The sequence below is a fragment of the Streptomyces sp. NPDC002574 genome, from assembly GCF_042889545.1.
GTDB lineage: Bacteria > Actinomycetota > Actinomycetes > Streptomycetales > Streptomycetaceae > Actinacidiphila.
This window is the reverse complement of the sequence record NZ_JBIARB010000002.1, coordinates 158,428-177,153: the sequence shown is the minus strand read 5'-3', so window position 1 is coordinate 177,153 and position 18,726 is coordinate 158,428. Positions and strand designations below refer to the sequence as shown.

Genomic DNA, 18,726 nt, shown 5'->3' with positions numbered 1-18,726 from the left:
GCGGAGCCCACTCTCTGAGGGAGCGTCAGCCAGGCCCGCCCGGGGACGACGACCGTCCCCGGGCCGGCCTGGCGGTCAGGCGCTGAAGATCTGGACCGCCGAGCACTGGCCGGCCGGCCATCCGGTGTTGGCGGTGAAGTTCAGCCGCACGTAGCGGGTGGTGACCGGGGCGGACAGGGTGAGTGTCGCGGCGTTGCCCGTCGCCGGGTCGAAGGTGCAGTTGGTGGAGGGCAGCAGGGTGGTGAAGGTGCCGCCGTCGGTGCTGCCCAGCACCGACAGGGTCTGGGTGCGGGTGCCCCAGGCCGTGGAGGGGGGCACGTGCAGGACGAGCCGGCGGATGGCGGTCGCGGCCTGGAGGTCCACCTGGAGCCACTGCGGGAAGGCGTTGTTCACGCTCTCCCAGTAGCTGTTGAGGTCACCGTCGGTCGCGTTGCCCGACCCGTAGACCTGGGTGTGGCTGCTCTCCGAGGTGGGCTTGTGCAGTGCCAGATCGGTGGTGCCCGAGCCCGGGTCGGTGGTGACGGAGACCTGGTTCGAGGGCTGGGAGAGGTTGCCGGCCGCGTCGCCGGCCACGACGTCGAAGAGGTAAGCGGTGGACGGGCTCAGCCCCGTGACGGTGAAGGACGTCCCGGTGGCGGTCCCGACCTGGGTGCTCGTGGAGCCGCTGACCCGCATGATCCGGTAGCCGGTGACGCCGGTGTCGTCGCCGGCGGCGTTCCAGGCCAGTGCGACGGTGGTGTCGCTGTGGCCGGTGACCCGCAGTGATCCCGGGGCGGACGGCGGGGTGGTGTCGCCGCCGGCCACCGGCGGGGTGGGACGGACCGGGGTCAGGGCGATCTGGCCCTTGAGCATCCGGCCGCCGTCGCCGGTCAGCCGCAGGTAGTAGTCCGAGGAGCAGAAGGTGCCGTCCTCGTCGAGGGCGAGGAACCCGGAGTCGGCGGGCACCGAGGCCCGGGTCTCGGCGGTCTTCGCGATCTGGTTGCCCTCGTTGTACTCGTCGAACATCGAGATGTAGATGCCCTGCACGCCGGCCCGGCACATGTTGTAGAACTGCCGCCACATGAAGTCGCCGTGCGCCCGCTGCCGTCCGGAGACGTCGCCGGGCAGTACGCACGGCTGGTAGTCGATGCCGTGCGCGACGCAGTCCGCCTCGTCGCCGACGGTGTAGGTGGTGTAGGCGTTGTCGGACTCCTGGGCGTTGCCGATGGCGCCCACCATCCATGGCGAGATCATGTGGAAGGCGTGGTAGACGTCCGTGTACCCGGTCTTGGTGCCCGCGCCGCCGGTCCGCCACTCGCGCGGCACCCCGCCGATGACGTAACAGCCCTGCGCCTTGAACCAGTTGATCACGTCGAGGCAGGCGCCGACCGAGAACGGGTGGTTGTCGTCGTTGAATCCGAAGCCCCAGATGCAGACCACCGGCTTGCCGTTCTGGCGCGCGTAGGCGGGTGAGGAGGTGTGCGCCGACATCTTGGCCGTCCAGTCCGTCTTGATCTCGGACTGCATGTTCGTCCAGTTGGAGACGTCGTACATGATGTAGAACTTCACGCCGTGCGACTCGGCCGAGGCGCGCACCTTGACGGCCATCTGGTCGCGGGTGGCGCCCTCCCCGCCGTTGGGATTGAAGCGCTGCAGGGCGGCGGTGTCGATGGCGTTCTGCTGCATCCAGGAGAAGTGCAGGTCCACGGTCTGCTGGTCGTACGAGGAGAACAGCGTGGCCGGCCGGCCGTCGCCCAGGTTCGCGTACGCCGTCCGGTAGCCGTGGGCGTACTCGCGCATGTCCGGCCAGCAGCTGATGCCGGTGTTGGTCGGGGACGGCGGCTGGCCCCAGTTCTGGCTCCAGTGCCACCAGCCGTTGATCGGGGCGTTGTCGCCGGGGCAGGCGAACCAGCCCTGGTAGCCCACGGTGATCTTGCCGACCACGTCGCCGGGCGGACTTCCGGCCGCACCGGCCGGCGACGCCAGCGCCGTCTGCGCGGTCCCGATCCCGCCCGCGGCGCCGGCCGCGATCGCGGCCTGCAGGAAGACCCTGCGTGTGACACCCATCTGGACTCCTCCGGTCGGCTGTCGACTCCCGCCGTTCCGCGGCTCATCGGAGATGCGCGGCGACTGGGCCTGGCGCCGGGGAGCGTAACGACGGGATGACGCATCCGCAATACATCATGCACCGAACGAAATAATCGGCTGGAAACACGCAAGAAGCCACTCACACGGGGCCGTTGCCGATGACCGAGGCCGGTGTGTCCGACGGAGCCCCGAGCGGCGGGACGTCCCCGACCGGCTCGGCAGAGGTCACGTCCGCGGGGCGGACGACCGCCCGTCCGTCCCGTGGTCGCGCAGCGGGCCGACGTCCAGACCGCGCTCCTGGCAGGTGTCGAGAACGCGGGGCAGGGCGCCGAGGGCGGATCGCCAGGCTCCCGGTGCGGAGGTGCAGTCCGAGTCGTGGAGCAGGACCGTCCCGCCGCCCCGCAGGTCGGCGGTGACCGTGCGGTGCACGGACTCCGGGGTGGCACGGGCCGTCCAGTCCTCGCCCCAGCAGGTCCACAGCACGGGGGTCAGACCGAGCCGGCGCGCCACGAGGTGGGCGGAGGTGGTCATGACGCCGTACGGGGGCCGGAACAGGCCGGGTTGCCGTCCCGTGAGGTCGGCGACCAGGTCGCGGGAGCGGGCCAGGTCGTCGTAGGTGGAGCGCGGGCCGCGCAGCAGCAGGGGGCGATGGTGCCAGCCGTGGAGGGCGATCTCGTGGCCGGCCAGGGCGATCTCACGGACCAGGCCCGGCGAGCGGCGCGCCTGGGCGCCCAGGAGGAAGAAGGTGGCCTGTACGCGACGGGCGGCCAGCAGGCGCAGGAAGAAGGGGGTGGACAGCGGGTCGGGTCCGTCGTCGAAGGTGAGGGCCACATGGTCGGTCCGGCCCTGCCCGGACAGCCGGGGCATGACGCGGTTGCGCAACGGCCCGAAGGTGGAGACGACGGGTGCGGCGTGGACGGCCGCGAGGGCGGGCAGCGCGATGAGGGCCGTGCTGCGCAGGAATCGGGTGCTGGTCACGGCCGGTCTTCCTCCGGGACGGGGGCGAGGGCGGGGGCGGGGGCGGGCGTCAGGTCGTCGGGGTCGATCCGGTGGTCGATGGCGCGCAGCAGGCCCGGGTAGTCGTGCGTGGTGGCGATGCCCAGGCCGACACCACCCGCCCACAGTGCGCACGCCGCCGCGGCGGTGGCGGCCAGCCGCCGGAGGGCAAAGCGCGGCCGTGTCACGTGCGCGGCTGCCGGTCGGGGGGCCGTCTCATGACGGCGCGCGGAGACGGGCCTGACACCGGGGCGGCCCCGGAGTACGACGGCTGCCGGGCCGTTGTCCGGTCCGGCGGTGAACAGGGCGAGGCCCGCGGCGCGTTGCCGCTCTGCGCGCGGGCCGTGAATGAGCTCGGCAAGGCCGGGGGCGAGGTGCTCGGGGTCGCGTATCCACGTGGCCAGTCCCGCCTCGTCGAGTGCGGCGGCGTTGGTCAGTCCGTGGCCGGGTATGCAGCGGTAACTGGCCACGGGCAGACCGCAGGCGAATGCCTCCAGCGACGTGAGGCCTCCCGCGTTCTGCACCAGGACGTCGGTGGCGTGCATCAGGGCGGGCATGTCGTCGGTCCAGCCGAAGACGTGCCCGACGCCGTCCGCGCGCAGCCGCTCGGCCAGGGCCTCGTTGCGGCCGCAGACCACGACGGGAACCGCCGCGCCGCCGGCGCGTATCTCCGCGGCGACCTGCCGTACCGGCCCGACACCCCACGAGCCGGCGACCAGCAGGGCCAGCGGGACGCTCTGCGGCAGCCCCAACCGGGCGCGGGCGGCGTCGCGTTCCGACGGGCCGCCGGGGACGAACCGCGGATCGGTCACGGGCCCGCTCACCCGGACGTCGGCCGCGCCGAGCGCGCGGGCCTGCGCGGCGGGGACGGCGTGCGCGGCCAGGTGGGTGTCCACGCCCGGCGCCACCCAGAGGGGGTGCACGGAGAAGTCGGTCAGGTAGGTGAGGACGGGGACGCTCAGCCGGCCGTCGAGGCGCAGCGAGCCCAGGACGCGGCTGGCGCCCGGATAGGTGGAGACGACCGCGAGGGTGTCGGCCGGCAGCGTCTCCAGTACCCGCCGCTCCGCGGCGCGGAGCAGGGCGCGGGCCGCGGGTCCCGTGCCGCCGGCCTGCTCGGTGCTGCTGTAGATCCGCTGGTACGCCCAGGGCGCGTGGACCAGGAGGCGGTGGTAGCCGGCGCCGAGCGCGCGGCCGAGCCGCGCGGGCAGCAGGTCGAGCAGGTCGTACCGGTCGACGGCGGTCCCGCTGAGGGTGATGCGGCGGGCCAGTTCGGCCGCGGCGCCGTCGTGGCCCGCTCCCATGCCGGCGGAGATGATCACGACCCTGCCCGGTGGCGCCGGCCGCCCGGGGGCGGGGACGGCGTCCGCCGTGTTCGGGTCGACCGTTCCGCCGGCGTGCGACATGGGCGTTCCTCCGTGCGATGGTGGGAGCGGGCGAAACTCTACAACATGTAGTAGTTCCTTCCGGCCCCACGCCCGGCCCCATCTCCGCCGGCGGCCGGCACGCGCGGCGGTAACCTTGAGGGCCGAGCCGACAGAGGGGCGAGCACGGTGCGCGAACGGAAACACGACGACAGCGGTGCGGCTCCCCGGCGTGCGCGCGGAGCGTTGGAGAACGACGTCCTCACCGCCCTCTGGTCGGCCGAGGAACCCCTGACCGCGGGCCAGGTGCAGCAGCGGCTGCCGGGAGACCTGGCGTACACCACCGTTCTGACGATCCTGGTCCGGCTGCACGGCAAGGGCATGCTCGTCCGGCACCGGCAGGGGCGCGGCTACGCGTACGCACCCGCGCGCGACGAGGCCTCCCACACCGCACAGCGCATGCGCACCCTGCTCGACGCGGGATCGGACCGGGAGGCCGTCCTCGCCCGCTTCGTCTCGGACCTCTCACCGGAGGACGAGCAGATGCTGCAACGACTCCTGACCACTGACGAGGCACCCGACGGACCCGGCGGCGGAACCGCCCGCCGCCGCGCGGGGCAATGACGCCGACGTCGACTGCCCCGCTCACCCTCCGCACCCCCTCCCGTGGACTCACGGACACGACCTTTACCTACAAGATGTAGTAGCGGGTCGTGCGGTTCCCGTCGTCGCACCGCGAACCCCGTCACACGTCCCGGCGCCGTACGACGGCCACGGCGACCGCTACCGCGATCACCGGCCAGAGCCCGTACACGAGCCAGGACCCGGGGACTGTGGCGGTGACCATGTGGGATGCGGGCGACGGCCCCCAGTTCTGGACCAGGCGGCGCCAAGCGGCGGCCACCATGGTGTGGTTGACATCCGCGGACCAGCGCTCGCTCTGGGAGAAGAGCGTCGGCAGCATCAGCAGCGTGAAGGCACTGGTCACCATGGTGGCGGCGCTGTGCCGGATCAGGACGCCGAGCCCCAGGCCCACCAGTGCGCAGACCGGGGCCAGCAGCGCCGACGCCACCAGCGCCCGGAGCACCCCAGGGTGGCCGAGGGGGACCCCGGCGTGCTGCCCGTTCAGGACGGCCTGGGAAACCAGGAAGGAACCGGTCGAGACAGCCGCACCGACCGCGGTCCACAGCGCGGCGGTGACGACCGCCTTGGCCAGCACCACCGACCCCCGGGCAGGGACGGCCGCGGTCGTGGTCCGGATCAGGCCGCTGCCGTACTCGCTCACCACGGTGATGGCGCCGACACTGCCGGCGACCAGCATCAGCGTCAGGTAGCCGGCCGGCGGATAGGCGTCGAAGGGCAGGAAGTCGTGGGGCTGCCGCGCGCCCTGGCCGGCGTCGGCGAGGTGCCTGGCGGTGGCGAGCGCCGCCACGGCGGATGACCCGATGACGAACAGAGCGGTCAGTGCGATCGTCCACGGCGTGGAGCGCAGGGACCGCATCTTGATCCACTCGGAGGCGAGCAGGTCGAAGAAACGGCAGGGCGGTTCCGTGACGGGCGTGTCCGAGGCGGTCGAAGGGCCGGAATGGTGTGTGGTCATCGGGGCCGTCCTGCCGGATATTCGACGCTGTCGGCGGTGAGTTCCATGAAGGCCTCCTCCAGTGAGGCGGTCCGGGTGGTCAGTTCGTGCAGCACGATCCGGTGGTCGAGGGCGAGCGCTCCGATCCGGTCCGCGGGCAGCCCGGTCACGACGAGCCGCCCCGTGCCGGACGGCCCCTGCGGCTCCACCGACGCCCCGGCGGCGACGAGCACCGCCGTCAGCTCGGTGGCCCGCGGGGTGCCGACCACGACACCGAGGAAGGTGCCGCGGGCCGCGAAGTCCCGCACCGATTCGGCGGCGACGAGCCGGCCCCGGCCGATGACGACGAGCTGATCGGCGGTGTTCTCCATCTCCGACATCAGGTGGCTGGAGAGGAAGACCGTCCGCCCCTCGGCGGCCAGGCGCCGGAAAAGCCGGCGCACCCACAGCACGCCCTCCGGGTCCATGCCGTTGACCGGCTCGTCGAACATCAGCACGGGCGGGTCCCCGAGGAGGGCGGTGGCGATCCCGAGCCGCTGCTTCATGCCGAGTGAGAACCCGCCGATGCGGCGCCGCGCCACATCCGCCAGCCCCACCTCCCCCAGCACCTCGTCCACTCGGCGCGACGGGATGCGGTTGCTGCGGGCCAGGGCGGACGGGTGGGCCGCCGCGCTGCGTCCGCCGTGGACCTGGTTGGCGTCGAGGAGGGCACCGACGTGCCGCAGTCCGCGGAGGTGGTCGCGGAAGGGGACGCCCCCCACGGTGGCGGCACCACCTGTGGGCGCCTCCAGGCCGAGGATCATCCGCAGCGTGGTGGTCTTCCCCGCGCCGTTGGGGCCGAGGAATCCGGTGACCTGACCCGGTCGCACGGTGAAGGACAGATGGTCGACGGCCATCGTGCCGCCGTATCGCTTGGTGAGTTCGTCGACTTCGATCACGGGGACAACGCTGCCGGGAGATCCGCGTCCGGGCATGGGGCCGTGGATGGCAATCGCACGGCCGGAGTCGGCCCGCGGGTGTACGTCCCCGGGCCGATGCCGCGCGGGCGAGAGGTGGTTAGTCTCGGCGGCATGGACACCGCATCCACCGCCTCGTTGCCGGCGCGCTCCTCGCAGCGCGACCGCCGCCTCGCACAGGCCCACCGCCGATGACGCGGTCCAAGGCCACGGCTTGGATCGGGGGTGCCCTCTACCTCGCCATGCTGGTCCTGCCGGCGGGGGGCGCGGCGCGGGCCTCGGGAACGGTGCACGCTGTCGCATCGCTGCTGGCCGCGAGCCTCCTCGTCGGGGTGATCCGGCGGATACCGCTGCTCGCCCTGGCCATGACGCTCCTCGGATCCACCGTCGCGGTGATGCTCACCCCCGTCTCGGTACCTGTCGACCTGGAGGGGTCGTTCCAGGGTGAGTTCCTTTCGTTTCTGGCGGTGGACCTCGTCCTCGGCCTCATCGTCGCCACCCGTACGTGGCGAGCCTCGATCGTCGCCGTGGCCCTCTCCTTCACCGCGCAACTCCTGCTGATCGGCGGCTTCGCGCACGGGGACAACCTGACCGTCAACGGCGTGATCGCCCTCCTGGCGATGGCCGCCTCCTGTCTGGCCGGCCTGCTGGGCCGTGAGCGCCGTGAGCACACGGCAGCGCTGCGCACACGGGAGGTTGCCGAGGCCGTGACCGCCGAACGACTTCGCATCGCACGGGAGTTGCACGACATGGTCGCCCACAGCATCGGCATCATCGCCATCCAGGCGGGGGTGGGCCACCAGGTGATCGGGACGCAGCCCGCGGAGGCCCGCAACGCGCTGCACGCCATCGAGGCCACCAGCCGGGAGACCCTGTCGGGCCTGCGTCGCACCGTGGTGGCCCTCCGTCAGGCCGACGCGGCCGGCGCCGCGGCCTCGGGACGGGCACCGCTCGGGCCCTCACCAGGCCTCGACGACCTCGAACGGCTGGCGGCCGCCACCGAGCAGGCGGGAGTACGCGTCGACGTGCGCCGCGGCGGGAACCCGCGTCCCCTGCCGGCCGACATCGACCTGTCCGCGTACCGCATCGTGCAGGAAGCGCTGACGAACGTGGTCCGGCACGCGGACACCGGGCACTGCCGGGTCACCGTCGACTTCGGTGACGAGGAACTGACCGTGGAGGTCGCCGACGACGGACGCGGCGCCACCGCGAGCGGCCCGGCCCACGGCTTCGGCCTCGTGGGCATGCGGGAGCGGGTCGGCCTGCTGCACGGCCACCTCAACGCCGGGCCGCGCCCCGAGGGCGGCTTCCGGGTGGCGGCCCGGCTGCCGCTGCCCGAACCCGCCGACGCCCGCGCGGAGGCCCGATGACGATCCGGATCGTGCTCGCCGACGACCAGCCGCTGGTCCGCTCCGGGCTGCGGGTCCTGATGGCCGACCACCCGGACCTCGAGGTCGTCGGTGAAGCGGCCACCGGCAGCGAGGCGGTCGAACTCGTCAGGGATGTCCGCCCCGATGTCGTGGTGATGGACATCAGGATGCCCGGCATGGACGGGATCGAGGCCACGCGCCTGATCACGACCGGTCCGGCGACCGCTCGCGTCCTGGTACTGACCACCTTCGACGAGGACGACCACGTCTACGGCGCGCTCCGGGCCGGTGCGAGCGGCTTCCTGGTCAAGGACATGGCGCTGAGCGACATCCTCGCGGCGATCCGCGTCGTCGCCGCGGGCGACGCACTGATCGCACCGGGTGTGACCCGCCGTCTGATCGCGGACTTCGCCGGACCGCCCCGGTCCCACCTGAAGCGCTCCACGCGGCTGATCGAGGGCATCACCGAGAGGGAACGGGAGGTGCTCACCCTCGTCGGGCGCGGCCGGACGAACATCGAGATCGCACAGGACCTCGTCATCTCGGTGGCGACCGCCAAGTCGCACGTCTCACGGCTCTTCACCAAACTGGGCGCCCGGGACCGCGTCCAACTCGTGATCGTCGCCTACGAGGCGGGACTGGTCACGGTCCCTCACTGAGCACGTGCCCGCGTGCGGCCCCGTCGGAACCGTCAGGACCTGCCCACGCGGGGCTTCTCCGGCGGGTCGACGACACCGGGACACGACGTCGCCGGGGAGCGCGACGTCGACCCGTGACCACCGGTCAGTCCTCCTCGGGGCGTTGGGGGGCGAGCACCGGGTCGTCCAGGCGTACCAGGCGGTGGCCCTGCTCCTTGCCGGCGGTCTGCCCCGGGCGTCGTGGGCGGAAGGTGGCCGGGACGAAGTGCTTCGACCTGCGGGGCCGCAGTTTGCGTGCGGCACGGGTCATGGCACCGAACGCGGGCGACGTGCCGCACAGCCGGCGGAACGTCCACGGGGTGAATCCCGCCAGGCGGGCGGCGGACTGCCAGTTCTCGCCCCGGCTGATGGCGAGTACGGCGACACGGACCATCGCCGGGGTGGCCGCGCCGGCCGGTCGCATTCCATGTGCTGCCGCCAGCGCGGCCGCTGACGTGACGGCGGTGGCGAAGGCGGGATCCTGCTCCAGCCAGGTCCGCAGCACCGGATACGGCACGCCCGCCCACACCGCGGCCGCCTCCGGCGCCATCCCGTGGGCCGTCGCCTGCAGCACGTCGGCCATCCTGGAGACCGTGTCGTCACGTTGGCTCACTCGCCCGCCCAGGGCGTCGTGCAGGTCGCGTTCGATCACGTCGCGTGCGGTGAGCCACGCCACCACACGGGCCGCCGGGCCGTCGGGGGCCTCATCATCTGGTTCGTGCACGGTTCTCCCTGTTCAGGTGCCGTCCTGTCGTGTCGCGGCGGGGCCGGCGCGGGTGAGGAGCGTCACCGCTCCGCGGGCAACGGCGGTCGTTCGGCCGTCTTCTCGGCATGCGACGCGGGCTTGCCGCGTTCGGGGGCCAGGAAGAAGGCCATCACCGGGACCAGGTACAGCGCCCAGACGATCACCTGGACGAGGGTGGGGTCGGGCTGGAAGTTGAAGACGCCCTTGAGCAGGGTGCCGTACCAGGAGTCCGGCGGAATGGTGGTGCTGATGTCGAAGGCCAGGCGGTGCAACCCGGGCAGGAAGTCGGCTTCCTGGAGGTCGTGGATGCCGTAGGCGAGGACACCGGCCGCGACGACCACGAGCATGGCGCCCGTCCAGCGGAAGAACTTCGCCAGGTTGATGCGCAGGGCGCCCTTGTAGAACAGCCAGCCCAGGACTGCGGAGGTGGCCAGGCCGAGGAGGGCGCCGACGAGGGGGCGGACGCCGTCGTCGGTGGCCTGCACCGCCGTCCAGATGAACAGGGACGTCTCCAGGCCCTCACGTCCGACGGCCAGGAACGAGGTCACCACCAGCGCGCCGGTGCCGACGGCGAGAGCCGCGTCGAGTTTGCCCTGCAGCTCGCTCCTGAGGTGGCGGGCGGTACGCCGCATCCAGAACACCATCCAGGTCACGAGCGCCACGGACAGGACGGACAGGGAGCCGCCGAGCGCTTCCTTGGCATGGAAGGTGAGAGTGGACGAGCCGAACTGCAGGAGGGCGCCGAAGGCCAGGCTCAAGGCCACGGCGATACCGACACCGGCCCAAACGGGCGCCAATTGGCGGCGGTTGCCGGTCTTCACCAGGTAGGCGACGAGGATGCACACGACGAGGCTGGCCTCGAGGCCCTCGCGCAGGCCGATGAGGTAGTTGCCGAACACGGGGGTCCTTCCGGGGCTACGTGAACACGGCCGCGGCAAGCTCGGACAGCGGCTCGGCCGGCGCGTGCACGTGAGTCTACAGAACTGTAGACATCAAAGGAAAGGCTGCCCTTATCTCCCGTGTGCGGACCCGGGGGATGTGGAGGACCCGGGGGACCTGGAGGGCGGCACCGTCACGGCAAGGACGGGGTGCAGTGGTCGGGGTCCTCCCCCTGCGCGACCTCGACCCCGTCGTGCAGCCAGATCGCCCCGGTGAGCGAGGAGGCGGCAGCGGTGCCGCACAGCAGGGTGACGGCGACCAGCACGGGCGTGAGACGACGGGTGGGAGCCTGGGCCAGCAGGGCCTTGACCCGGGCGGGAACCGGACCGCTGACAACACCCCTGGCGACCATGGGCCGTTCGATCCGCTCCCGGCCGCGGGTGACGGCCAGGGCGGCCCGGCCGACGGCCTGCGCCGTCAGCGCCCGGTCGCCGGCGGCCCTCGCGGCGGCCTCGTCCGCGACACGCTCGGCGGCGAACGACACCTGCGGCACGACCGCGGCGAGCGCCGGGTGGCACCATCCGGCGAGCTGTGCGGCGGCGAGGAACAGGTGGTGGCGCCCGGCGAGATGGGCACGCTCATGGGCGAGCAGGGGCTCACGTTCGGCGGGGGCCAGGGCGCGGAGCATGCCGGTGGTCACCACGATCCGGCCGGGGCGGCGACGGGTTCCCGGCAGCGCGTAGGCGTCCGGGCGGGGGTCGTCGAGCACGCACAGGCCCCCCGCCTCCGGGAGGCCGGCGACGTCGCCGTGCGCCGCGCGGAAGCGTCGCACCTCCGACCACGCACGACGCACGCCGGTGACCGAGGTGACCACGAGCGCCCCGGCGGCCAGGGCCGACACGGCCATCACGAGGAACCCCGGACCGGCCTGGAGCGGCTGGATCAGCTCCGCGAGCGCGGCGACCGGCGGCACCGTGAGGGCCAGGGGGATCAGCAGGACTCCCAGGCAGGCCACCACCCCGATGGCCAACGCCGACGCGGCCGAGGTGACGGCCCACAGCGCGATCGCGGGCCGTACCTGGTGCACCACCCGCCGGGCCAGCGGCGGCAGGACGAACGGCAGCACCAGGGGAAGGAGCAGAAGGGCGATCACCCGCCGTCGCCCTCCAGCAGGCGCCGCAGCTCGGCCTCGTCACCGGGGCTGAGACCTTCGACGAACCGGGCCAGCACTCTGCCGCGGTCGTCGTCCTGGTCGAGCTCGCGGTGCATCCGGCGGGCGGTCAGGCCGTGGGAGTCCTCCACCGGGAAGTAGACGAAACCGCGCCCGCCGGGGCTGCGTCCCACCGCGCCCTTCTCGTGAAGGCGCGTCAGGAGGGTCGCCACCGTGGTGCGGGCGAGTTCCTGCGGGATCGCCTCCCTGACCTGCGCCGCGGTCTGCGGTTTTCCCGCCGCCCACAGCGCCGCGAGCACACTGGCCTCCAACTCGCCCGCAGGCCGTCGCTCGCTGTCCGCGTCCGCCATGGACCGTCCCCTCCCCGGATCGTCCGCCGTCATGCCCTTCCATTATCGAAGACGGCGGCGGTCATGCGGTCACGCGGTCATGTGGTCATGCGGTCAGCGCTCCGGTGCCCAGGAGCGCGAGGAGCAGGACGCCGACGACGACCCGGTAGAACACGAACGCGTTGAAGGAGTGCTTGGCGACGAACCTCAGCAGCCAGGCGATCGAGGCATAGGCGACGACGAAGGACACCGCGGTGCCGACGACCAGGGGGGCGGTGCCGACGCCCGCGCCGAGGGCGTCCTTCAGCTCGTACAGGCCGGCGCCGGTCAGCGCGGGGATGCCGAGGAAGAAGGACAGGCGGGTGGCCGCGACCCGGTCCAGGTCGAGGACGAGCGCGGTGGACATCGTCGCGCCGGAGCGGGAGAAGCCGGGGAAGAGCAGGGCGAGGATCTGCGAGGAGCCGACGAGCATGGCGTCCTTGAAGGTGGTGTCGTCCTCGCCGCGCTTGTGGCGGCCCATCTGGTCGGCGGCCCACATCACACCGCTGCCCACGATGAGGGAGCCGGCGACCACCCAGAGCGAGGCGAGAGTGCCTTCGATGAGCGGCTTGGCCGCGAGGCCGACCACCACGATCGGGATCGTCGCGAAGATCACCCACCAGCCGAACTTGTAGTCGTGGTGGTACCGCTCCTCACGGTTGACCAGGCCCGTGAACCACGCCTTGCAGATCCGGACGATGTCCTTGAAGAAGTACACCAGGACCGCGGCGATGGCGCCCACCTGGATGACGGCGGTGAAGCCGACCACGGAGGCGTCGTCGACCGGGATGCCCATGAGGCCCTCGGTGATCTTCAGATGGCCCGTGGACGAGACGGGCAGGAATTCCGTGACCCCCTCCACGATTCCGAGGACAGCGGCCTGGCCGACGCTGATGGCGCTCATTGGGGTCCGTTTCTGTGCGGGGTGAAGGGGTGGTGGGCGTGCGGGAGCTGCGGGACGGGACGCGGCGGCGGGGCCGCGGCCGGGGAGGTGCTCCTCACCCGACGGTCTCCCGGGCCGGGTCGGAACCGCGGCGGCGGCGTGCCCGCACCACTTCCAGGACCAGCGGAAGGAGGGAGACGGCGACGATCAGGCAGACCAGGGGCAGCAGATACCGGTCGACGTTGGGGATGCTGGAGCCCAGGGCGTATCCGCCCAGCACCAGGCCGACCGTCCACACCAGCCCGCCGACGACCTGCCACAGGGTGAAGGTGCGCGCGGGCACCCGGACCACTCCCGCCAGCGGGTTGAGCACCGTGCGCACCACCGGGATGAAGCGGGCCAGCACGATGGCCTTGCGATGGCCGTAGCGGGACAGCAGTTCCTCGGCCCGCTGCGCCCCGTCCAGCAGATGCCGGTTGCGGGTGCGGCCGAGCAGGGCCCGCCCGGCGCGAAGGCCGATCAGATAACCGGTCTGGGCGCCGAGCAGTGCTCCCGCCACGGCGGCGACGAGCACGCCGGGCAGGGACAGGTGGACGCCGCCGGCCCCGGTGGTGCACAGCAGGCCGGCGGTGAACAGCAGCGAGTCGCCGGGCAGGAAGAAGCCGACCAGAAGGCCGGTCTCGGCGAACAGCACCAGGAACACCCCGACGGCTCCGAGAGCCGTCAGCAGCGATGTGGCGTCCAGCGGATTGAGGGCCTGGGACACCCACGGGTCCTTTCCTGCCCTGCGCGTCCCGGGGGCACGGGCGCATGGCACACTCGGGACACGACGGTCTTTACACCACCGTAGAAGGTCTACACGACTGTAGAAGACGAGCGAGGAAACGCCAAACGCATGGACGCGGACACGCAAGGAAGAGGCCGCAAGCGGGCCAACGGCGAGCGGGAGGCCGAGGTCCTTGCCGTGCTGCAGCAGGCGCAGGGCGCGCTGACCCCGGGCGAGGTCGCGACCCGCCTCACCGGTGACCTGACCTACAGCACCGTGGTGACGATCCTCACCCGCATGCACACCAAGCAGCTGCTCACCCGCACCCCGCGCGGCCGGGCCTACGCCTACGCGCCCGTGACCGACGACGCCGGTTTCGCCGCCCGCCGCATGCGCACCGTCCTGGAGGAACGGGACGACCGCGAGGCGGTGCTCGCCCGTTTCGCCGACGGACTGTCCGCCACCGACGCCGACCTGCTGCGCCACCTGCTCGGCGCCGAGCAGGACCCCGACAGGTAAGGCCCGCCCGGATGCGTATCGCCGTCTACCTCCCGCTGCTGCTGTCCCTGCTCGCCCCGCTCGGGGCGCGGCCGCTGTCGACGCGCTGCGAACCGCGGCTGGCCACCTGGCTCCTGACCGCCTCCGCGGTGGTCCTGGCGACCGCGAGCACCATCTCACTGGGCCTGCTGGCCACCACCGCACTGATCCGCATCCCGCTGCTCGCCTCCCTCGGCCACTGGTCGGCGCACACCGCCCAGCGCAACGACCCCGCCGAACTGTCCGTCGCCCTGCTGGCCGGGCTGCTCCTGGGCGGCGCCGTCACGGCCGCGGCCCGCATGCTCTGGCGCCGCGCCCGCACGCTGGCCGCGGCCGCCCTGGAAGCCGCCTGCATGCCCACGCGCGACGGCCTGGTCGTCGTCGACGACGAGGCACCGGACGCCTACGCGCTGCCCGGACTGCCCGGCCGCATCGTCGTCTCCACCGGCATGCTCCACGTGCTGGACGCCGGCGAGCACGACATCCTGCTCACCCACGAACGCGCCCACCTCGCGGGCCACCACTACGCCTTCGTCGCCCTGGCACAGCTGGGCGCCGCGGCCAATCCCCTGCTGCGCCCGCTCGCCTCGGCCGTCACGTACACCATCGAACGATGGGCCGACGAGAACGCCGCCACCGCCGCCGGGGACCGGACCCGGGTCGCCCGCGCGGTCGGCAAGGCGGCCCTCGCCGCCCACCGTGCCCCCGCCCGCCTCCGCGGCGCGGGCGCCGCCCTCGGCGTCCTCGGCTCGCTGGGCCGCCGCAACCCGCTCGCCACCGCGGGTCCGGTCCCCCGCCGCGTCGCCGCACTGCTCGCCCCGCCGCTCGGCCGCCACCCCCTTCTGACCGCCGCCACCGCGGCGGTCCTCATCGCCGCAACCGGCTCCACCGCCGACGCGGCACAGGACCTCCACCTGCTGCTGGAATCCATCGGCGCCTCGTAGGCCCGGCGCTGGACCAGGTCGCCGACGTACCCCCCTGCTGCCCCGCTACCCGGGCCCCCGCCGTCCCGCACGCCCGGTCTCCCAACTCCCTCTGCGAGAAGGGTTGACGACTCCTGTGTGTTCGTGAGCAACTTTGTGCGTTTACATCGTTGTAAGGATGCAGCGAAAGGACGCGCCCGATGCTTCCCTCGTTAGGCCGAGTCCTCCGTCTCCCCGCCCGATCGGCAGCGAGCGCGACCGCGCTGCTGATGATCGTGCTCAGCCTGGTCGCCGTCCCGGCTCGCGCGGACGGCGCGCCGACGGGGCAAGCCGCCGCCCCAGGGCCACTGCCGGCCGTGGGGGCCGGGACCCACTTCCTGGACGACGACACGTACCTGGAGGGCATCGCCGACCCGGACTGGTACCGAGCGAACGTGCCGTTCGTCGACCTGCCCGACCGCACCATGCAGAGCGTCTACTACTACCGGTGGCGCGTGTACAAGGAACACCTGCGCTGGACCGACCCCGCCGACGGCTGGATCTCCACCGAGTTCCTGGACTGCTGCGGTTACGCGGCCCCCTACCAGGCGATCAACGCGGCCGTCGGCCACCAGGTCACCGAGGGACGCTGGGTCCGCGACCAGGGCTACAACCGCGACTACATCGACTTCTGGCTCACCGGCCCGGGCGCCGGGCCGAAGCCGGCCACCGACGCCGTGAACGCCGACACCACCGACTGGGCGCACGAGTACAGCATGTGGCTGGCCACCGCCGCCTACCAGCAGGCGCAGGTCACCGGCGACTTCGCGCACCTGAAGACCCTGCTGCCGCAGTTGGTCCGCCAGTACCGCGGCTGGGACCGGCAGTTCGACAAGCGGCTCGGCCTCTACTGGTCGGTCCCGGTCTGGGACGCCATGGAGTTCTCCGCCTCCTCCTACGAGTCCGGCGACCCCTACCACGGCGGCGCGGGCTACCGGCCGACCCTCAACTCCTACCAGTACGGCGACGCCCAGGCCATCGCCGCGATCGCGCGTCTCTCGGGGGACACCGCGCTCGCCCGTGAGTACACCTCCCGGGCCGCGGCGCTCAAGTCCGCGATGCACGAGTGGCTGTGGGACCCCGAGCGCGGCTTCTACTACGCCATGGCGCGCGACGACAACCCCGATCACGAGCTCTCCGGCACGCGCGAGGAAATCGGCTACATACCCTGGATGTTCGGTGCCGCCGAGCCCTCCGCCGCCGGTGCCTGGTCGCAACTGCTGGACCCCCAGGGCTTCGCCGCGCCCTACGGCCCCACGTCCGCCGAGCGCCGCAGCCCGTACTTCATGAAGGACGCCGGCAACTGCTGCCGCTGGGACGGACCCAGTTGGCCGTTCGCCACCTCGCAGACGCTGACCGGGCTGGCGAACCTGCTCGACGACCAGCCGGTGCAGATGGCCGTCACCAAGGCCGACTACGCGGCTGCCCTGGCCACTTACGCCGCGACGCAGACCAAGAACGGCAAGCCCTACGTGGCCGAGGCGCACGCGCCCGACCAGGACGCCTGGATCTACGACGGCACCGGCCACAGCGAGGACTACAACCACTCGACCTTCAACGACCTGGTGCTCTCCGGCCTTTTGGGCCTGCGGCCGCAGTCCGGTGACACGCTGGAGGTGCGGCCCCTGGTCCCCGGCTCATGGGACCACTTCGCCGCGGAGAACGTGCCCTACCACGGCCACAACGTCACGCTCCTGTGGGACCGCGACGGCACGCACTACCACCAGGGCACCGGCATGCGCCTGTACGTCGACGGCCGGCCCGTGCACCACTCCACGACGCTGCGCGACACCACCGTGACCGTCGGCCCCACGGTCCCCGCCCCGGACGACGGTCTCGTCAACGACGCCGCGAACCCACTGCGCACGGGCTACCCCCGGCCCATCGCCTCCTACACCTCGCCCTACGACAACCCGTGGAACGCCCTGGACGGCAAGATCTGGTACAACGAGGTCCCGCAGAACACCCGCTGGACCAACTACGCCTCCCCCAACGGCAGTGACTCCTACGGTGTCGACTTCGGCGCCGCGGTCCCGGTCGGCGACATCCGCTGGTCCGGATACGACGACGGCGGCGGGGTCAGGCCCGCGGCCGGCTACCGCGTGCAGTACTGGGACCAGGGCGCCTGGCAGGACGTGCCCGGCCAGGTCCGCAGCCCCGACCGGCCGGTGGGCAACGGTACGAACCGCGTCACCTTCCCGACCGTGACCACCAGCAGGGTCCGGCTGGTGTTCACCAACCCGCCGGGCGCCTTCGTCGGCGTCACCGAGTTCCAGTCGTGGGCCCCGTCCAGTGCCGACGCCGAGGTCACCGTCGGACCCGTCAACGCCGCCGGACTGCTCACGGTGCACCCCTCCACGCCGTTCCGGGTCACGGTGCGCAACACGACCGACCGTACGCTCACCTCCCCCCGGGTCGATCTCGCCCTGCCGCAGGGCTGGTCGGCCGAGGCGGTCGGGCAGCACCCGGTCGCCGCGATCCGGCCCGGCAGGTCCGCGGCATGGAGCTACCTCCTCACCCCGCCCGCCGGCGCCGAACCGGCGAGCACCGCCGCCCTGACCGCGACCGCCTCGTACCGCCCCGCGGGCCAGGGGACCCGCTCGACCCACCGTCTGCAGAACCTGCGCATCGCGTACCCGGCCGGTCAACGTGACCCGGTCGGCACATGGAACCTCGACGAAGCCGCGGGCGGCACCGGCCACGACGGCTCGGGCGCCCACGACGCCGGACTGACCGGCTCACCGACCTGGGTGGGCGGCGTCTCCGGAAGCGCCGTGCAGTTCAACGGCACGGACCAGTGGGCCCAGACCGCAGGACCCGTCGTGGACACCGCGGGCAACTTCACCGTCTCCGCGTGGGTCCGGCTCGACAGAACCGGCACGTTCGCCACCGCCGTCAGCCAGGACGGCACCGTCAGCAGCGGCTTCTACCTGCAGTACTCCGCCGCCGACAGGCGGTTCGCGTTCTCGACGAGCGAGGGCCGCGCGCTCGCCGACGCGGAACCGCGGACCGGCCGCTGGTACCAACTGGTGGGCGTGCACGACGGGGACGCGGGCACGTACACCCTCTACGTCGACGGAGTGAAGCAGTCCACCGAGTGGACCCAGCTCACCGGCGACACCGCGAACGGCCCCCTGGCCATCGCCCGCGCCTTCTCCGGCGGCCGCACCGCCGACCTGTGGCCCGGCACGATCGACCAGGTCCAGGTGTGGGACAGGGCCCTGACATCCACCGACGTCGCCGGCCGGTACCACCCGCCGGCCTGACCCCTGGCGCGGATCGGGTCGCGGGGGGCCCGCCCCCCCGCCGGCCCCCCCCCCCCCCCCCCGGCGGCCCCCCCCGGGGCCCCCCCCCCCCCCGAGGCGCGCCAACAACCACCCCCCGGGCGGGGCGGCACCCCGGGGCCGGC

17 protein-coding genes are annotated in these 18,726 nt (G+C 72.7%); 6 read left to right on the top strand and 11 right to left on the bottom strand.

Going from position 1 to position 18,726, the window contains the following annotated elements; translation table 11 throughout:
- Positions 1-75: 75 nt before the first annotated feature.
- The 3 genes from ACFYXS_RS04680 to ACFYXS_RS04670 form a co-directional block, all read right to left on the bottom strand.
- Positions 76-2,046 (bottom strand): discoidin domain-containing protein, encoded by a 1,971-nt coding sequence (locus tag ACFYXS_RS04680; RefSeq protein WP_389243843.1) that lies wholly within the window; start codon positions 2,044-2,046, stop codon positions 76-78.
- 246 nt (positions 2,047-2,292) lie between these two features.
- A complete protein-coding gene (locus ACFYXS_RS04675; protein WP_389243841.1) occupies positions 2,293-3,045 on the bottom strand; it encodes a polysaccharide deacetylase family protein in 753 nt (250 codons plus the stop codon).
- Positions 3,042-4,466 carry a glycosyltransferase gene (locus ACFYXS_RS04670; RefSeq protein ID WP_389243839.1) on the bottom strand — a complete coding sequence of 475 codons (1,425 nt, stop codon included), beginning with the start codon at positions 4,464-4,466 and terminating at the stop codon, positions 3,042-3,044. Before ACFYXS_RS04670 ends, ACFYXS_RS04675 begins: the two co-directional genes overlap by 4 nt.
- A gap of 147 nt (positions 4,467-4,613) precedes the next feature.
- On the opposite strand from ACFYXS_RS04670, the gene ACFYXS_RS04665 reads away from it, so the two are divergent.
- The gene (locus ACFYXS_RS04665) at positions 4,614-5,048 is read left to right on the top strand and encodes a BlaI/MecI/CopY family transcriptional regulator (protein ID WP_389243837.1); all 435 of its coding nucleotides are present in this window, start codon (positions 4,614-4,616) and stop codon (positions 5,046-5,048) included.
- A 121-nt stretch (positions 5,049-5,169) separates the two neighbouring features.
- Here the strand turns inward: ACFYXS_RS04665 and ACFYXS_RS04660 are convergent, their stop codons facing one another.
- A complete protein-coding gene (locus ACFYXS_RS04660) occupies positions 5,170-6,024 on the bottom strand; it encodes an ABC transporter permease (RefSeq protein WP_389243835.1) in 855 nt (284 codons plus the stop codon).
- Positions 6,021-6,941, bottom strand: a complete 921-nt coding sequence (locus tag ACFYXS_RS04655) for an ATP-binding cassette domain-containing protein (RefSeq protein ID WP_389243833.1) — start codon at positions 6,939-6,941, stop codon at positions 6,021-6,023. The genes ACFYXS_RS04660 and ACFYXS_RS04655 overlap by 4 nt, the downstream gene beginning before the upstream one ends.
- 209 nt (positions 6,942-7,150) lie before the next feature.
- On the opposite strand from ACFYXS_RS04655, the gene ACFYXS_RS04650 reads away from it, so the two are divergent.
- Both ACFYXS_RS04650 and ACFYXS_RS04645 read left to right on the top strand, forming a co-directional pair.
- Positions 7,151-8,329, top strand: coding sequence for a sensor histidine kinase (locus ACFYXS_RS04650; RefSeq protein WP_389243831.1), 1,179 nt, complete (start codon positions 7,151-7,153; stop codon positions 8,327-8,329).
- Positions 8,326-8,988, top strand: coding sequence for a response regulator (locus tag ACFYXS_RS04645; RefSeq protein WP_389243829.1), 663 nt, complete (start codon positions 8,326-8,328; stop codon positions 8,986-8,988). The genes ACFYXS_RS04650 and ACFYXS_RS04645 overlap by 4 nt, the downstream gene beginning before the upstream one ends.
- Before the next feature lie 124 nt (positions 8,989-9,112).
- Here ACFYXS_RS04645 and ACFYXS_RS04640 read toward each other — a convergent pair whose 3' ends face one another.
- The 6 genes from ACFYXS_RS04640 to ACFYXS_RS04615 form a co-directional block, all read right to left on the bottom strand.
- A complete protein-coding gene (locus tag ACFYXS_RS04640) occupies positions 9,113-9,730 on the bottom strand; it encodes a hypothetical protein (RefSeq protein ID WP_389243827.1) in 618 nt (205 codons plus the stop codon).
- A gap of 62 nt (positions 9,731-9,792) precedes the next feature.
- Positions 9,793-10,650: an iron uptake transporter permease EfeU gene (efeU, locus tag ACFYXS_RS04635; RefSeq protein ID WP_389243825.1), complete on the bottom strand. Its 858-nt coding sequence runs from the start codon at positions 10,648-10,650 to the stop codon at positions 9,793-9,795.
- Positions 10,651-10,823: 173 nt separating this feature from the next.
- Positions 10,824-11,783: a M56 family metallopeptidase gene (locus ACFYXS_RS04630; protein WP_389243823.1), complete on the bottom strand. Its 960-nt coding sequence runs from the start codon at positions 11,781-11,783 to the stop codon at positions 10,824-10,826.
- Positions 11,780-12,151 (bottom strand): BlaI/MecI/CopY family transcriptional regulator, encoded by a 372-nt coding sequence (locus ACFYXS_RS04625; RefSeq protein WP_389243821.1) that lies wholly within the window; start codon positions 12,149-12,151, stop codon positions 11,780-11,782. Before ACFYXS_RS04625 ends, ACFYXS_RS04630 begins: the two co-directional genes overlap by 4 nt.
- An 85-nt stretch (positions 12,152-12,236) precedes the next feature.
- On the bottom strand, positions 12,237-13,073 hold the full coding sequence (locus tag ACFYXS_RS04620) for an undecaprenyl-diphosphate phosphatase (protein ID WP_389243819.1): 837 nt from the start codon (positions 13,071-13,073) through the stop codon (positions 12,237-12,239).
- 94 nt (positions 13,074-13,167) lie between these two features.
- Positions 13,168-13,818, bottom strand: coding sequence for a DedA family protein (locus ACFYXS_RS04615; protein ID WP_389243817.1), 651 nt, complete (start codon positions 13,816-13,818; stop codon positions 13,168-13,170).
- 129 nt (positions 13,819-13,947) lie between these two features.
- Between ACFYXS_RS04615 and ACFYXS_RS04610 the strand changes: the two genes are divergently transcribed.
- From ACFYXS_RS04610 to ACFYXS_RS04600, 3 genes are all read left to right on the top strand, one after another.
- Complete coding sequence (locus ACFYXS_RS04610) at positions 13,948-14,337, top strand: BlaI/MecI/CopY family transcriptional regulator (RefSeq protein ID WP_389243815.1); 390 nt, start codon at positions 13,948-13,950, stop codon at positions 14,335-14,337.
- An 11-nt stretch (positions 14,338-14,348) separates the two neighbouring features.
- Positions 14,349-15,299: a M56 family metallopeptidase gene (locus ACFYXS_RS04605; RefSeq protein ID WP_389243813.1), complete on the top strand. Its 951-nt coding sequence runs from the start codon at positions 14,349-14,351 to the stop codon at positions 15,297-15,299.
- 248 nt (positions 15,300-15,547) lie between these two features.
- On the top strand, positions 15,548-18,583 hold the full coding sequence (locus tag ACFYXS_RS04600) for a LamG-like jellyroll fold domain-containing protein (protein ID WP_389243811.1): 3,036 nt from the start codon (positions 15,548-15,550) through the stop codon (positions 18,581-18,583).
- Positions 18,584-18,726: the final 143 nt, after the last annotated feature.

Bases quoted from the DNA above. Each gene is read 5' to 3' on its own strand.
- ACFYXS_RS04670 (WP_389243839.1), bottom strand. From the start codon at position 4,466: ATGTCGCACGCCGGCGGAACGGTCGACCCGAACACGGCGGACGCCGTC.
- ACFYXS_RS04645 (WP_389243829.1), top strand. From the start codon at position 8,326: ATGACGATCCGGATCGTGCTCGCCGACGACCAGCCGCTGGTCCGCTCC.
- ACFYXS_RS04610 (WP_389243815.1), top strand. From the start codon at position 13,948: ATGGACGCGGACACGCAAGGAAGAGGCCGCAAGCGGGCCAACGGCGAG.
- ACFYXS_RS04650 (WP_389243831.1), top strand. From the start codon at position 7,151: ATGACGCGGTCCAAGGCCACGGCTTGGATCGGGGGTGCCCTCTACCTC.
- ACFYXS_RS04620 (WP_389243819.1), bottom strand. From the start codon at position 13,073: ATGAGCGCCATCAGCGTCGGCCAGGCCGCTGTCCTCGGAATCGTGGAG.
- ACFYXS_RS04680 (WP_389243843.1), bottom strand. From the start codon at position 2,046: ATGGGTGTCACACGCAGGGTCTTCCTGCAGGCCGCGATCGCGGCCGGC.
- ACFYXS_RS04625 (WP_389243821.1), bottom strand. From the start codon at position 12,151: ATGGCGGACGCGGACAGCGAGCGACGGCCTGCGGGCGAGTTGGAGGCC.
- ACFYXS_RS04600 (WP_389243811.1), top strand. From the start codon at position 15,548: ATGATCGTGCTCAGCCTGGTCGCCGTCCCGGCTCGCGCGGACGGCGCG.
- ACFYXS_RS04660 (WP_389243835.1), bottom strand. From the start codon at position 6,024: ATGACCACACACCATTCCGGCCCTTCGACCGCCTCGGACACGCCCGTC.
- ACFYXS_RS04605 (WP_389243813.1), top strand. From the start codon at position 14,349: ATGCGTATCGCCGTCTACCTCCCGCTGCTGCTGTCCCTGCTCGCCCCG.